The organism is Snuella sedimenti (genome assembly GCF_016428595.1).
GTDB lineage: Bacteria > Bacteroidota > Bacteroidia > Flavobacteriales > Flavobacteriaceae > Snuella > Snuella sedimenti.
The window spans coordinates 16,729-32,633 of the sequence record NZ_JAELVQ010000009.1 but is presented as its reverse complement, the minus strand read 5'-3'; the positions used below and the strand labels follow the sequence as shown (position 1 = coordinate 32,633).

12 protein-coding genes are annotated in these 15,905 nt (G+C 31.7%); 1 reads left to right on the top strand and 11 read right to left on the bottom strand.

Going from position 1 to position 15,905, the window contains the following annotated elements; all coding sequences use genetic code 11:
* Position 1 precedes the first annotated feature (1 nt).
* Together JF259_RS08695 and JF259_RS08690 are read right to left on the bottom strand one after the other, a co-directional pair.
* Positions 2-988: a UDP-glucuronic acid decarboxylase family protein gene (locus JF259_RS08695; RefSeq protein ID WP_199114929.1), complete on the bottom strand. Its 987-nt coding sequence runs from the start codon at positions 986-988 to the stop codon at positions 2-4.
* A 12-nt stretch (positions 989-1,000) separates the two neighbouring features.
* Positions 1,001-2,158: an ATP-binding protein gene (locus tag JF259_RS08690; RefSeq protein ID WP_199114928.1), complete on the bottom strand. Its 1,158-nt coding sequence runs from the start codon at positions 2,156-2,158 to the stop codon at positions 1,001-1,003.
* Between the two features lie 883 nt (positions 2,159-3,041).
* On the opposite strand from JF259_RS08690, the gene JF259_RS08685 reads away from it, so the two are divergent.
* A complete protein-coding gene (locus JF259_RS08685; protein ID WP_199114927.1) occupies positions 3,042-3,296 on the top strand; it encodes a GIY-YIG nuclease family protein in 255 nt (84 codons plus the stop codon).
* 46 nt (positions 3,297-3,342) lie between these two features.
* Here the strand turns inward: JF259_RS08685 and tnpA are convergent, their stop codons facing one another.
* From tnpA to JF259_RS08640, 9 genes are all read right to left on the bottom strand, one after another.
* Positions 3,343-3,747, bottom strand: a complete 405-nt coding sequence (tnpA, locus tag JF259_RS08680; RefSeq protein ID WP_199114926.1) for an IS200/IS605 family transposase — start codon at positions 3,745-3,747, stop codon at positions 3,343-3,345.
* Between the two features lie 1,769 nt (positions 3,748-5,516).
* Positions 5,517-6,914 (bottom strand): UDP-glucose 6-dehydrogenase, encoded by a 1,398-nt coding sequence (locus JF259_RS08675; protein ID WP_199114925.1) that lies wholly within the window; start codon positions 6,912-6,914, stop codon positions 5,517-5,519.
* Complete coding sequence (locus JF259_RS08670) at positions 6,911-8,056, bottom strand: glycosyltransferase family 4 protein (RefSeq protein ID WP_317192072.1); 1,146 nt, start codon at positions 8,054-8,056, stop codon at positions 6,911-6,913. Before JF259_RS08670 ends, JF259_RS08675 begins: the two co-directional genes overlap by 4 nt.
* Positions 8,057-8,166: 110 nt before the next feature.
* Positions 8,167-9,357: a glycosyltransferase gene (locus tag JF259_RS08665; RefSeq protein ID WP_199114924.1), complete on the bottom strand. Its 1,191-nt coding sequence runs from the start codon at positions 9,355-9,357 to the stop codon at positions 8,167-8,169.
* Between the two features lie 130 nt (positions 9,358-9,487).
* Entirely contained in the window at positions 9,488-10,660 is a 1,173-nt protein-coding gene (locus JF259_RS08660) for an O-antigen polymerase (protein WP_199114923.1), read from the bottom strand.
* 224 nt (positions 10,661-10,884) lie between these two features.
* Positions 10,885-12,012 (bottom strand): glycosyltransferase, encoded by a 1,128-nt coding sequence (locus JF259_RS08655; RefSeq protein ID WP_199114922.1) that lies wholly within the window; start codon positions 12,010-12,012, stop codon positions 10,885-10,887.
* An 11-nt stretch (positions 12,013-12,023) separates the two neighbouring features.
* Positions 12,024-13,217 carry a hypothetical protein gene (locus tag JF259_RS08650; protein WP_199114921.1) on the bottom strand — a complete coding sequence of 398 codons (1,194 nt, stop codon included), beginning with the start codon at positions 13,215-13,217 and terminating at the stop codon, positions 12,024-12,026.
* 7 nt (positions 13,218-13,224) lie between these two features.
* Complete coding sequence (locus JF259_RS08645) at positions 13,225-14,373, bottom strand: glycosyltransferase (RefSeq protein ID WP_199114920.1); 1,149 nt, start codon at positions 14,371-14,373, stop codon at positions 13,225-13,227.
* Entirely contained in the window at positions 14,357-15,877 is a 1,521-nt protein-coding gene (locus JF259_RS08640) for an oligosaccharide flippase family protein (protein WP_199114919.1), read from the bottom strand. The genes JF259_RS08645 and JF259_RS08640 overlap by 17 nt, the downstream gene beginning before the upstream one ends.
* Positions 15,878-15,905: the final 28 nt, after the last annotated feature.

Sequence of the window (15,905 nt, the reverse complement as noted above, 5' to 3'; positions counted from 1 at the left end):
TTTACAACTTTATATGGTTAGTAAAATCTTTGTGTTCACTTTTATAAAGTTCCTCTTCAGAGAGTCCTTTAAAATAATCGAAAGTTGTTTTCATGCCTTCAACCCTATCTACTTTGGGTTGCCAATCCAGAATCTTTTTAGCCAAACCAATATCTGGCTGACGTTGCAAAGGATCGCCTTCAGGTAAGGGTTTGTACACTATTTTTTGTTTGGTGTCGGTTAGTTTAATAATCTCCTCTGCAAACGCCTTGATCGTAATTTCATGTGGATTGCCTATGTTTACGGGATAGACATAATCACTTAACAACAACCTATAAATGCCTTCTACCTGATCGTCTACATAACAAAAGGATCGTGTTTGCAACCCATCTCCAAAGATTGTTAAATCTTCCCCGCGTAAGGCTTGCCCCATAAAAGCCGGAATCACTCGACCATCATTCAACCGCATACGTGGACCATAAGTGTTAAAAATGCGTACAATACGCGTTTCCAGACCATGAAACCGATGATACGCCATGGTTATAGACTCCTGAAAGCGCTTGGCTTCGTCGTATACACCCCTTGGTCCAATGGTATTGACATTACCATAATAATCCTCCGTTTGCGGGTGCACCAAAGGATCTCCATAAACTTCAGAAGTAGACGCAATTAAAATACGTGCTTTTTTAGCTTTTGCCAATCCCAACAAATTATGGGTGCCCAACGATCCTACTTTTAAGGTTTGTATGGGTATCTTTAAGTAATCAATAGGACTTGCAGGAGAGGCAAAATGTAAAATATAATCCAATCTGCCTTCTACTTTCACAAACTCCGTTACATCGTGCTCAATAAACTCAAAATTGGGATGGTCTTCTAAGTGCAACAGGTTCTTCTTATCACCGGTAATAAAGTTATCCATGCCAATAACATGATAACCTTCCGAAATAAATCGATCACATAAATGAGATCCTAAAAACCCTGCTGCTCCTGTAATTAAAACACGTTTCAAATCCGACTTCCCTTAATTATCAATTTTTTCAGTTAACAAATTTAAAGGAATTACTTCAAAACCATTACTTCTTTTTTGATAATCTGCTCCTGCATAAATGACCATCCCCCCTTTAAAGCCAGTTATAGTACTCCAGAACCTTAACCCTTTAAAATAGTCTTGAGTAATGGTCTTTCCCGACTTTACTTCAATAGGAATTAAAGCATCAAAATTATCAATTACAATGTCTATTTCATTTCCTTTACTATCTCTCCAAAAATAGAGATTGTTTAATTTCCCTTTATTTAAGCACTGTTTTAACAGTTCTACAACAACCATATTTTCAAATAAACTACCTCTAAACGGGTGTAACTCCAGTTGGTCTGCATTTTGTACCCCCAATAAAGCACTAGCTAAACCAACATCATAAAAATAAAGTTTTGGAATCTTAACAATGCGCTTATTAAAATTATTGTGGTAGGGAGGTAATCTAAACAAAATAAAACTTGCTTCTAATATGCCTATCCATGACTCGATAGTTTTACTGTCTACTCCTACCTCAATGGCCAAAGCACTTTTATTTAATAATTGTCCAATTCTTCCTGCGCATAATCTCATAAAACGCTCAAAGACAACTAAATTTTCAATATTTTTTAATTGTCTCACATCCCTTTCTATATAAGTTCTAATATAGTTTGAAAACCATTTTTGAATTTCAAAAGGCTTATCATATAACGGCGGATAAAAGCCTTTAAACAATTTTTCGTTAATGGTTTTTGGCGCGCTGTCCTTTATTTCTGACAAAGCAAATGGCAATAAATTTAAATAGCCAACCCTTCCTGCTAAACTTTGAGAAATGTTTTGTTGTAATAAAAAATTATTTGAGCCCGTTAAAATAAATTGAGCAACATCTGGATTTTCGTCTAATACCTGTTGCAAATATGAAAATAGCTCTGGTGTTCGTTGTACTTCATCAAACACAGCCCCGTTTGGAAATTGTTCAAGAAAACCTCTTGGATCTTCTAAAGCAAAGCTTCTTATGTCGGGATTTTCCAAACTCACATAAGGCTTCATTGAAAAAACAGCTCTTACTAATGTTGTCTTTCCTGATTGCCTGGGACCAATAACTGCAATAGCCTTATACTGCTTGGCTAAACTCAGAAGTTCTTGTTGTGCTTCTCTTAAAACCATAAACAAATATACAAAACAAAGTACAATTTCGGAATTGAATTCCGAAATTGTACTTTGTTTGCCTTGTTCTACTTTTATGGTGACTCAAATAACTTCATTTTTAAAGATGTATTCCACTGCATTGCTTTCTGAACGGCGTCAAGATTGCATTTTTATAATAATCCCTAGCGCCTTACTTTTTTGCATTGCTGGAACCCTTCTTCTGAGCTCAGGATAATCCAAACAAAAAAACAGTGACGTCTGGCGAGGGAGCTACGACCGAAGCCATCTCTTGATTAAGGACACCCTACTTACAGATTACTTCACTACGTTCGCAATGACGTTACAAAATGATTTGATATGCTAATAATGACCTGTCCTTCCTCAAACTAATTATCCGAGTCTTAATTACAAGCCCAACCGAAAACAAATATGCGCGTCATTACGAGAGAGCACAGCGACCGAAGTAATCCCATGTTTAGACTACTGAACTTAAAGATTGCTTCACTGCGTTCGCAATGACGTTATAAAATGATTTGTTACGCTAATAATGACCTGTCTTCCCTCCAATTAATTGTCAAAACCTATGTTGCAAATCCAAACAAAAAAACAGTGACGTCATGGCGAGGGAGGCACGACCGAAGCCATCTCTTGGTTAAGGACACCTTACTTAAAGATTGCTTCACTGCGTTCGCAATGACGTTATAAAATGATTTGTTACACTAATAATGACCTGTCTTTTATTCAATTAATTGCCCAAACCTTTGTTGCAAATCCAACAAAAAAACAAATAGGTACGTCATTACGAGGGCGCACAGCGACCGAAGTAATCTCATGATTAGTCTACTGAACTCACAGATTGCTTCACTGCGTTCGCAATGACGAATTATTCTTATATTTAAAAATGGAACTATCTTATGTTTATTTCTTAACCAATAAAAACAATACCGTTATATATATTGGTGTCACCTCAAACTTATTGAAAAGAATATATCAACATAAAACCAAAGCTTTCAAAGGTTTTACTTTAAAGTACAATTGTGATAAATTAGTTTACTATGAAACCTTTACAGATATCAATCAAGCTATAGCTAGAGAAAAGCAACTAAAGGCAGGTAATAGAAAAAGAAAAGAAAACTTAGTAAACAACCTCCGTTAAAAACGGAGGCTTTGATTTTCAGATTAGACCCAAAGGGTCATAAGACTCATTCATGATGTTCTTGATATTTCACATAACGTTTAATCATTTCCTCATCCAATCCTACTGTACTTACAAAATAACCTCTTGACCAAAAATGATTACCCCAGTAAGGCTTCTGTTTTAAACTTGGATAAGTTTTAAAAAGTTTAATAGCTATTTTTCCTTTCAAAACTCCCATGTATTCTGAAATTGAAACTTTTGGAGGAATTGAACAGACTAAATGGATGTGGTCTTTCTGGACATTCAACTCTTGTACTTGAACATCTTTCCAAGTACTGATAACTTGCAAATCATGCTCTACCAAAGATTTAACCATCCCTTCAAGTATCTGAAATCGATACTTGGGCGTGAATACAATGTGATAATCACATTTGTAATACACATGTGTTAATTTTCTATATTTACTCATCTTTAAAAGTTTTAGATGAGCAAACCTAAATAATGGCAAAGCCTTTAAAACATGACCACCGTCAAAGACGGTGGTTTTTTATGAGTAAATAAACTCTTTAAATCCCGCATGGAATGATTTGTCCGATGGTTGGCTGTTTTATTTTGATTAACGTCATGGCGAGGGAGGTACGACCGAAGCCATCTCTTGGTTTAGAGCACCCTACTTACAGATTGCTTCGCCATGCTCGCAATGACGTTATAAAATGATTTGTTACACTAATAATGACCTGGCTTTCCTCCAATTAATTGTCAAAACCTATGTTGCAAATCCAACAAAAAACAAACACGTACGTCATGGCGAGGGAGGTACGACCGAAGCCATCTCTTGGTTGAGAACACCCTAACTTAAAGATTGCTTCACTGCTTTCGCAATGACGTTATAAAATGATTTGTTACGCTAATAATGACCTGTCCTTCCTCAAACTAATTATCCGAGTCTTAATTACAAGCCCAAACAAAAAAACAGTGACGTCATGGCGAGGGAGGTACGACCGAAGCCATCTCTTGGTTTAGAGCACCCTACTTACAGATTGCTTCGCCATGCTCGCAATGACGTTATAAAATGATTTGTTACACTAATAATGACCTGGCTTTCCTCCAATTAATTGCCCAAACCTTTGTTGCAAATCCAACAAAAAAACAGTGACGTCATGGCGAGGGAGGCACGACCGAAGCCATCTCTTGGTTGAGAGCACCCTACTTACAGATTGCTTCGCCATGCTCGCAATGACGTTTAGCATCAACATTAAGAACCCTTCCCTATAATGTAACAAGTAAACCCTATTTTTTTAAGGGATTCCGTATCTAAAATACCACGTCCATCAAAAATAACATCAGTCTTATTCATATCATAACGAATGCCTTGTATATAAAACAAAACGTCAAAAATCAGAAATAATGAGCGAAAGAATGAAACTGCGAAGCGTAGCTTCAAGCATGCCATTCTGAAAACGAATGATGCCTTGCAATTTCCTATTTTTTGACTTGATTTTTTGGTTTTGTAATTATTTAAAATGCCTATCAGGCATCTTAAATAATTAGTGTATCAAGACAAAATGAACAAGTATCAAAATAAACTTACTTTTTTGCATTGCCCAAAAAAGTAACAAAAAAGTCTAGGCTCACGATAAAAACCTAAAAAATACTACGGTATGCCCCAGCCACGGATGAAAAAGACCTCCCCCTCATTACTTCGGGGTCAAACAGGCTTTTCATCCTCAATCCAACACTGCTACCTTGATTTTAAAGGTTTTTATAGCTAGGCCGAAGTGTTACTAAAAATGTACTTCTTTCCTAAATTATTGTCCTTATATTATATTGATCTTAGATAGAGTTTTGTCAAAAATCAGAAATAATGAGCGAAAGAATGAAACTGCGAAGCGTAGCTTCAAGCATGCCATTCTGAAAACGAACGGTGCCTTGCAATTTCCTATTTTTTGACTTGATTTTTTGGTTTTGTAATTATTTAAAATGCCTATCAGGCATCTTAAATAATTAGTGTATCAAGACAAAATGAACAGGCATCAAATTTCCTATTAACGCCAAAACTCGTTAGAGATGCTTCACTCCACACTACGCTTCGTTTTTCATGACACACCTTGTCATTTCCGATATTTCGACAAGCTCAATACTGGCTTTGGAGGAATCTCTTAATCATTAAATGGCTTAGTGTTAATGAAAATATATTGAGATTCTTCGTTCCACAATGTTACACTCTGAACGACAAAATTATGAGCCCTTCCCAATGGTATAGCACACAAAACCTATTTTCTCTAAGGCTTTCTTATCTAAAATACCGCGTCCATCAAAAATAAAGGCGGGTTTATGCATACTGTCATAGATACGTTGCCAGTCGTAGTATTTAAATTCGTCCCATTCAGTTAGCACGGCTATCGCATGCGCGTCTTTTGTCACCAGATAAGGATCGGTATCAACTGTTAATAAACTTCTATTCACAGCTTCTGTGCGTGTGTTTAAATAATCTAAATCAGCATACATGCGTTCTGCAACCACTTTAGGATCGTACACAGCTATGTTTGCCTGTTCGTTTAATAAGTTGTAGGCCACTTTAATGGCTGGTGATTCCCGGGTATCGTTCGTATCCTTTTTAAAGGCCCAGCCCAAAAAGGCGATTTTTTTACCGGACACGGTATTGTATAAGGTACTGACGATATTATCGGAAAAACGATTCTTTTGGTGATCGTTCATCAATATAACCTGTTCCCAATAATCGGCTACTTCGTTTAATCCATAGGTTTTGGCTATATATACCAAATTTAAAATATCTTTTTGAAAACAGGAGCCTCCAAAGCCAACGGATGCTTTTAAGAATTTAGGGCCAATACGACTATCCATCCCAATCGCTCTGGCCACTTCGTCGATATCTGCTCCCGATTTTTCACAGATTTCAGACATCGCATTTATGGAAGACACCCGCTGCGCTAAAAAAGCATTAGCCGTCAACTTAGACAACTCGGATGACCACACATTCGTTGTCAATATACGCTCCTTAGGCACCCAATTAGCATAGATATCTACTAAAGTTTGTATGGCCGCTTGCCCTTCTTTAGTTGTATCTCCTCCAATTAAAACCCTGTCCGGATTCAGTAAATCCTGAACGGCAGTCCCTTCTGCCAAAAACTCAGGGTTTGATAATATTTGAAATTGCACACCATTACCTGTATTATCCAGAATGTTTTTAATAGCGGAAGCTGTACGCACAGGTAAAGTAGATTTCTCCACCACGATCTTATCTTGCTTAGCAACTTTGGCAATTTGACGCGCACAAAGTTCAATGTATTTTAAATCGGCTGCCATGCCTTTCCCTTTACCGTAAGTTTTGGTAGGGGTATTTACTGAGATAAAGATCATATCGGCCTCTTCAATGGCCTGGTCTATATTCGTTGAAAAAAATAGATTTCTACCCCTGGCCTCTTTAACAATGCTATCCAATCCGGGTTCAAAAACAGGTAAGTTATTTAAATCATTGTCATTCCAGGCCGCAATACGGGATGCATTAACATCTACAACGGTTACTTTAATATGTGGACATTTTTGTGCGATCACGGCCATGGTTGGTCCGCCAACGTAACCGGCTCCGATGCAACAAATGGTTTTAATTTTCATTCGTTATTTTTGCCTATTATATTTTTACTCTTTTCTTTAACATCATCGATTCTTCTCTTGAAGCGGATTTTTCTTCTAATGTTCGCAAAACTATAATCAAAACGATAAAACAAATATCCCAGGACTATTACTGTAATTACCAAAACCGTCACTAACCAAAAATTATAGGATGCACTTCCTAATATTATAAAAAGATATACAAAAATTAAGTTAAAGCCTCCAATAATCAAACTTGCCTTGCGATGGGATATTTTAAAATAATCTATCAAAATATGGTGGGTATGATTCCTATCTGCCGAAAAAGGACTTCTTTTACTCGCAATCCTTATTGTAAAAACCCTGGCCGTATCAAATAAAGGTACAATCAAAATACTAATGGCTATAAGAGGAATGTTCTCTATTAAAAAAGGTAGGCTATCATATTTCTCTGGAGAAAGTGCTAAAAACTTAAGTGTCAAAATACTTATAACAAACCCAACAATAAGCGAGCCCGTGTCACCCATAAATATTTTTTCACTGGTTTGAGATAAATTATATTTCAAAAAAGAAATCAAACAACCATTAAGGGTTAAACTAATCAAAAGAAAAAAATATTCTTTGGTCATGTAGAATATGGTGGCATAAATTATCAGTATTACGATCCCTACAATTGAAGCCAACCCATCAATACCATCTATCAAATTATAAGCATTGATAATTGTTATCATCATAAATCCTGCAACGGCATAATAAATAACAACTGGAATTTGATCAATTCCTAAAAACCCATGTAATGAATGAATTGTAAAACTCTCATTACTAATTATAAATGTTACTGCTAAAATCTGAGCTATTAACTTGGTATAAGGCGAAAGGACCACTAAATCATCTTTCAAACCCACAATAAAAAGAATGGTGAGTCCTGGTATTAAGTATATTGCTTCACTATATTCACACCAGTTTCGCAAAAAAAATAAGGCAAAAATTAACACATAAAAAAAAGCAACGCCCCCTAAGGTTGGCGTTCGCCTTACGTGCGAACTCCTACTATTCGGATTATCCATTAAATTTTTATATTCAACCAGCCCAATAATTTTGGGAATTGTAAAATAGGTAAGGATATAAGCTCCTACAAAAAAAAGTATTGGAAAATAATATGACACAATATCTTATATGTTTTAATTTATACAAAAGTAGTCAAAGTTAGCTCTATTCCCCAATGACTTTTTACTTCTTTATAGTACATGCAAAGTCTTACTTAGTTGAATATAAATTAAGTTTCCATGACATATAATAAGTCTTTTTTTATTTTGTTAAATGAAAAATAATTACTTATATAATTGTAAGCGCTTTCTCCTATTTGATCTCTTTCGGTTTTATCCTCTAATAATTCAATAGTACTTTCAATTAAATCTAATGTTGATTCTGAAACCTCAATAGGTCTATTGTTTTTTACATCCAAATTTTCAAGTCCTTCAGCACCAATTTTAGTTGTAACTACACATTTCTTGAGCCCCATCGCCATTAAAATTTTATTCTGTATACCAGCTCCAGATATCATAGGAGCTACTACTAATTTAGATTTTAAAATGACATCTTCTAAGTTTTCAACGTAGCCAACAACTTTAATATTTGATTTTTTTGATAGTGATTTCACTTTTTTTGTAGGGTTAACTCCAACTATATAAAATTTTAACTTAGGAAACCTTTCCAAAATTCTAGGAAATACTTTTAATGAAAAATACTTTACAGCACTAATATTTGGTTCATAGTCCATCTTGCCAACAAAAATAATATAATCTTCTTCTTTCTTTGATTCTACCAAACTTGTTTGGACAGCATTTTGTACAATATCAATTTGAACGTTAGAATTAGATTTACTTAATATGTAGTTCCTATCAATTTCAGAAATAATGATTTTTTTATCAAATAGTTTTAATAAACTTAACTCGTATTGCAAGACTCTACCTTTGTCTATTTTATATAATAAATTCCACATACCAAAATTGCTTTTGTTTGCCGCTTTTTCGTAGTTCATAGAAATAGCATCTACAAAATCTATAATTTTAAATATTGCCTTATCCTTCACATATTCAGCAGACCTTATTGTATGACAAAAAACTAGATCATAATTATTTATGTTATTATCCACCCATTTTTGAACCTCTTTAAAATAGTAATAATTAACTTGAAGAGGGTTTCTATTAAAAACAAATCCAAAAAGAGTTGTCAGATAAAATTTATATTTCTTAAATTCAAAAATTATGACTTCATTTGCTAACTTTAAAATGTTCTCTTTTATACTTTCATCTGTTTTTTTATCATTTACAAATAGAACATCAATATTATATCTCCCTGATAAGATCTTTAAATTTTGATACATTCTTATCTTATCTCCACCAATTAACGGGAATGGAGGGCGATGAAATATCATTAATAATTTTGGCTTATTTTTATCAGTCATTAATTAGTGTTTCTAAGCTAGAATTTAAAAGCATAAATATAATTGATTAAATACAAAAACATCAAAAAGTTTAGTGTATCTTTAAAACAATTATTACCATTCTATACCAACCATAATAATATTAATAATTCTATTTTAAATTTAATTCGCATGTACAATAAATAAGCAACATAAAGAATATAAAGAATAGAACACCATGCTGAAGGTCAAAAAGGTGTTCAACAAAACCAAAAAAGAAAACCATAAACATAAGCATTACTCCCAATGTCGATTTTACTTTAAAAAATAATTTAGTTAAACTCCAAAGTATCGTAGATAACACAAAAAAACCTAGTATCCCATTAGAAAGCAATTCTTGCAAAAAAACATTATGTGTGTCTTTTAATCCCAAACTACTATTACAACTTACAATGAAGCTCTTTACATTACCATCTCCTATTCCAATAAAAAAATTGGAGTAAATCCCTTCTAAAGAACAGTTAATTAGATCCCATCTTTCATTAATACTAATATTTAATGTTCTAAATAGATCAGTCTTAAAATATAATATAATTATCACTATAAAAAACGTAAAAGCTAAAGTTACTATTAGTGTTATTCTCCTTAAAAATGACCACTTCAAATTGAGCATTAAATAGGTAAAAAGCGTCATAATGAAAAACACAATAGTTAATTTACTAGCAATTATAAGAATCGAAAAAAATAAGATAAAACATAAAAATATTTTTACATTGGTTTTTAGCTCCAAAAAAAATAAAACAATAGAAGTAGCAAAACATAAATATATTCCCATATATGTATGATGGATAGCAAAAGGTAAATAATGATAGGTTACATATTTTAAAAAATAGTCAAATGCAAAAACCTCAATCGAGTTAGTGTAGAAATAAATAACAAAAAGCAGTGTAAATACAATGTAGCCAAATGTTCCTGCTGTAAAAGCAAACAGGATTTTACTCTTATACTTGATTAACAAATCTTTACAAAGTAAAAAAATTATTGGAACAATTAAAAAAGGCAACCTTAAATCTTGTAAGTAAAAGCCATTTCCCCTTATAAGAGATAAAATAGGGTCAAGCAGATAAAGAACAAAAAATAAAGTAACTACTTTGTTTGTAAATAAGTTTTTATAATCAATTATTTTAAAAGGAGTATTAAAAAACAGGGTGATTAAAAAAACAATAAAAGATATACTCTTAATATTTAATGGAGTAGGGAGTGGTAACACAATAGGAAAGGTTAACAACCCAATATTAATCCATATTTCTTTAGCTCTTGAATATTTATTGATAACAGTATCCATTTATTAGTTCTTTTGTAATTAGATTACAGTATTCTTTACAGGGCTCTCATATCTAAATTGTTCTATAGTTGAACTATATTCTTTTCTAAATCCCCTATTATAAAAATTAAATTCTCGCCCCTTTAAATGTTGCTAAATTATAGTTATTTGCTTTACACTTAATGAGCACAACTTCAAAAATCAGGATGCTTTCATATCACAACATTTAATAATTACATTATTATTTAGCTTTGTAATACCTGATTATAAAAGCTTTTTACTTTTAAAAGTTCTGATGATTCCCAACTATACTTTTCAATAGCTCTTTTACACCCTTCATCTCCCATAAAAACCCTTTCAGAATCATTATTTTTAATTGCCAAAATAGCTTCACTTACTTCTCTTACCGAAGATGGATCAACCACTATCCCGCACTTTGCATCTTCTATTATACCTCGATACAAAGGAAAGTTAGATGTAATTATTGGTAATTTTAACAACATATATTCAAATAACTTAGTAGGATATGAATCAATAAAATTAGGAGAGCTTTGAAGCACGGCCATACCTATGTGACATTGAGACATATAACGCCACCCTTCTTTAGGTTTTAATCTGCCTTTAAAAGTAACCCATCCTTCCTGTTCGGCTTCCTTGAAAACAGAAAAACACTCTAAATCATCATCAATTGGCCCAACAAAAAGGAGGTGAATATCTTCTCCTTGTTTTCTTAATTCTGCAACAGCTTCCAACATAACTAAAGCGCCTCTTTCAACTGTAACACTTCCCATGTAACCTAAAGTAAAATGAGGTTTCTTTCTTTCAGAAATAGCTTCAAACTCTACTTTTAAAGGATAATTTAATATCGTCTCTTGGAGCTGTACTTTAGTAAAATATTTAGCATACGAAAACTCAGCGAATATAACTGGGATAAATCGAAAAAAAATATTTTGGAAAAAATGAACTCCTTTGCTTAAAGAAATTCTAAAAACCTTAGGTAGATAGGTTTTTGTGAGAATTTGTAAAGGCAAAATTTCGTGCATGTCGAAAATAAGCTTTCTCCCAATTAACCTTAAAGCAATCATTGAAGGTAATAATTCTGGATCATGAAAATGTATTAAATCCCTTTTATTCAGTATGCAAAACTTTAAAACTTTTAAATTACCTAGAATAACCCTACCTATTCTGCCAAATTTTATTCTTCCGAGATCCAAAACTTTTAAATCACTAACCTGTTCTGTTCCTTTACCATCCGCGACAACAAGGTCCATTTTTAACCCTTCCTCCTTTGATAACGCTTTACAGTATTTATAATGAATTCTAACATCATACCTATAATGCACTGTTGTTATATGTACTATTTTTAGTATCATTTTTAAGGTGATTAGTTATATAGTTTATCTTTAAGCTCTTTATGAAATAGTAAAACCCCAAATAGAATAAACAAATTCCTATCAGTAGAAAAACTAAGGGTTTTCATTGCATTTAAAAATGCGAAAAGAGCAATAGCAAATAGTATTTGTTTTCTTTTTAAATGGAAAAAAGGTAAAATAAAAAAAAGAGCGAGCAAACACATCGCAATAAAGCCCAATTCGTACCAAGCTTCTAAAAAAATATTATGAGGGTAGGCTAATATATCTTCTTTTAAGTAACTGATTCCAAAACTAGCTAAACCATTACCTATAGTTAGCCCATGAATGGTCAAACCTTCATCTATAACGTAAAAATAATGATTTAACCTTCCTAGCACTGATTCATCACTAGATGCGTTCAAGAGAGAGATGAATCGAGAAAAACCAAAGCCAATTAATTTTTCAATTTTATCAAAAAAAACTACAATGAAAATTGGAATTGGAATAAACGAAAGAAATAAAAAATTAAAAAAGGATTTTTTTAATTTTAAGTTATTAAAAAAGAAAACAATTTGCTTAAAATATACTATTGCAATACTAAAAAAAAGAAACAATAAGGCTCCCCTAGATCCTAAACCTAGCATAGCTATAATACCTAAGATAAAAATTAACATAGGTTTTTTAAAAAACTTCAAAGACAATATACACATTAGTCCCATTAAATATCCAAAATTCAAATAAGTGTTTCTTAATGGATTGAACCTAAGTGTATCTGTCCTAAATTCAATAAAGCTTATATCATTCCAAAGTAAAAACTTAAATAAAATAAACCAAAATGAAAGTGGCAGCATTATATATAACAAGATTCTGAATAATATTTTCAAGTTTAATTCTTTGATAAATTTTGTGTATAAAAACCCAGTCAAAGGTATAAGCATTAAAAAAAATTTTTCATAACCCAGAGTAGATGGTGTATATAGAATACTTAGCCCTGCAATTAAATAAAAAATCAAAATAATAAATATATAGATAACCTCTACCTTTTTAAATACTATTCTCCTTTTTATAAAACTAATATAAAAGATATCAACAACAATTAAAAACAATATAAATAATGTTATATCGTACGGAAAATTATAATATGACAATACTACTTTTAAAGAACCTGAAACAACTAATAACGCGAATAAATAATTTTGATATTTTTTATGAGTTGCTAATTTCATCGGTAATTCAAACAGTTTTTTTAATAAATGGAAGTCCCTTTTTATTTGTTTTTTTATCTAAAATTTTTATTGCTTCACCAATGTTATCTATTTTATAAACAGTAGTTATTTTAAGTCTTAACCTATTTTTAAAAAAAGTAATAACCCTTTTAAAAAAAACAGAAATTAAGTTGAAAAAAAACTTAAAACTATAAATTGAATTATTAAAATCATTAAAAATTTGCTTTCGGTATGAAAATTGAAATACGTATAACTCTGCATATAAATAAGAAAAATTTATTTCTGAAACCTTAGCACCACCACCACATGCTTCTAACGATTTAATAACAGACTCAGCCCATATCGTAGGTCCAGTCCAATATTTAGGCACTTTATTACTCCAATTTGAATTCGTTGTGCTAGGTAAATGTGGCACATCTTCAATTTTTGCTATATGCTTATGCAAAACACCTTTTCCTCCTGTACTACTCATAGACTTTCCACTTATAACTATTGGAAAACCAAAAAGACGGTAATCTTCCACATACAATGATAAAGCTATAGCATTTGCCATATCTGGACTTGGTCCAGGAAAATACGATTTTGTATTATTATATATTTTATTTAAAACATTTCTTGAAACGATACCATGGTATAAACAGGGTAAAGGAGACAAGTCTGTACCTCCTTTTGACAAATTATATTTAAGAGCTTTTTTTACATCAATTTTCTTAACTCCATAATTAAAATTTTCATACCTCAAAACGCCTGAAGCATTTTTTTCTAAATAACTAACTTGTTGTCCTGGCCATGAATATGAAGGTTTATACCCCTTAACAGCTTCTATATCATTTATTTTCATCCAACCAGCTACATCTATAATATATGGCATTACACCATCATCATCTCCTATAAAACAGATATAATCGCCTTTAGAATTTAGCACAGCTCTGTCAGAATTTTGTACTATAGATAACTTTTCATTAGAATAGTAATAAGAAAGGTTTAATGGTTTTTTTAGTTCAATGTATTTTAAAATATCATTATTATTAACACTATTGTCTTGAACTACAATTTCTAATTCCTTTGAATCAATGTTAAGCAGGGAATCTAAGACAGGAAGCAAAGTAGTATATCTGTCTTTTGTGGGTATTATAATACTAAGTAAATAGTTCATTCTTAATAAATTTAAAAATATTCTTTAATTTGATTTTAAATGTTAGGGAAAAACTTATAATAAATACAGCTATTGAAGTGATTAATATATATAACCCTTTCAAAATAAAATTTAAATCAAGTTTTAGGTTTATAAAATAAAATATTGATGATCCTAACACAATTATGATTATTGGCTTTACTAAATTGTTTAAACCCCATTTATAACAGTTCAAGTTAGTTAGTTTGTAAACAATAACTCCTATATATATAGGTGTGATGATTAAATAATATAAAAAAGTTGTCAAAGCAACAATTACAATGTCATAATACTTAGCAACTACAATAATAATTGGAATTAAAGTTATTATCCCTAAAAGGCCAACAATTATATTAATCTTTGTATTTCCTTTTGCCAAAGCTAAATAAAATGGTATTACCTGAAGGGAAAGGAGCACTTGAGAAAGCAATAAAAAAGTTGCAGGCAATGCTCCTTTTATTGCAATTTCTTTATTTTGAGTCCATATTTCCAAAAAATATCCTGAATAAAAAGCCAAAATTGTTCCTGCAGTAGTTGCTAATAATAAAACTAAATTGAATGAATTATTAAATACTCTATACAGTTTTACATTGTTTTTACGATCAAAATATTGTGTTAATCGAGGAAAAATTGCTGTTGCTATTGGTCCGGACAAAACAACAGGTATTGTTGATAATGAATAAGCGACAGTGTAAATCGTAAGTTCAGAAACAACCAGATAACTGCTTAAGACTATTTTATCAAATTGTGAATTTATAGATGCAATAACGGCTATTATAAACATTCCTACAGCGTACTTCCAAACTGATTTTAAAATTTTAAAATCAGTTTTTATTACCCATTTAAATCTATCTTTCTTTTTTAGAACTTTTAAAAGAAAAATGCGTAAAATGATAACATACAAAATATTAATTATTAATTGCCATCCAAAAAAAACAGTTAGACTTTTGTCAATTAATAAAACGGCAATAATGACTCCTCCATTTTTTAATACTCCCCATACTATCTGCAAAAAATTAGATGCAATTTGTTTCTCTAAACCAATAACACCGCCTTGGTATAATGTAGAAAGAAAATTAAACCCTAATGCTATTCCCATTAATTGGATACCTGATTTTGTAGATTGAAAGTCTAAATCTTCTATATTTAACCAGCTATCTACTATAAAATCAGAGCCACAAAATATAGAAAAACCAATTAGGAATACTATAAAAATATAAATTACTTCTATTGATCTTAGGATTTTAAATTTTGTAAACCTGCTTTCGAATGAATCATCTCCTTTGGCCAATTCTCTTTTTAATGTAGCTGTTAAACCAGCATCAGCAAAAATTAATATGCCTTGAAGAATGACATAAAAACTAATGACACCATACATTTTTGCACCCAAAATACTAATATAAATAGGTATAAAAATGAAAACAGAAATCATGCTCAACCCTCGACCTATGATATTTGCAATAATGTTTTTATTTACGGCCCCCATTAACGAAAATTGATTTCTTTTGAAACAT

Coding starts and splice junctions, on each gene's coding strand:
- JF259_RS08690 (WP_199114928.1), bottom strand. CDS start 2,158: ATGGTTTTAAGAGAAGCACAACAAGAACTTCTGAGTTTAGCCAAGCAG.
- JF259_RS08685 (WP_199114927.1), top strand. CDS start 3,042: ATGGAACTATCTTATGTTTATTTCTTAACCAATAAAAACAATACCGTT.
- tnpA (WP_199114926.1), bottom strand. CDS start 3,747: ATGAGTAAATATAGAAAATTAACACATGTGTATTACAAATGTGATTAT.
- JF259_RS08675 (WP_199114925.1), bottom strand. CDS start 6,914: ATGAAAATTAAAACCATTTGTTGCATCGGAGCCGGTTACGTTGGCGGA.
- JF259_RS08665 (WP_199114924.1), bottom strand. CDS start 9,357: ATGACTGATAAAAATAAGCCAAAATTATTAATGATATTTCATCGCCCT.
- JF259_RS08660 (WP_199114923.1), bottom strand. CDS start 10,660: ATGGATACTGTTATCAATAAATATTCAAGAGCTAAAGAAATATGGATT.
- JF259_RS08655 (WP_199114922.1), bottom strand. CDS start 12,012: ATGATACTAAAAATAGTACATATAACAACAGTGCATTATAGGTATGAT.
- JF259_RS08650 (WP_199114921.1), bottom strand. CDS start 13,217: ATGAAATTAGCAACTCATAAAAAATATCAAAATTATTTATTCGCGTTA.
- JF259_RS08645 (WP_199114920.1), bottom strand. CDS start 14,373: ATGAACTATTTACTTAGTATTATAATACCCACAAAAGACAGATATACT.
- JF259_RS08640 (WP_199114919.1), bottom strand. CDS start 15,877: ATGGGGGCCGTAAATAAAAACATTATTGCAAATATCATAGGTCGAGGG.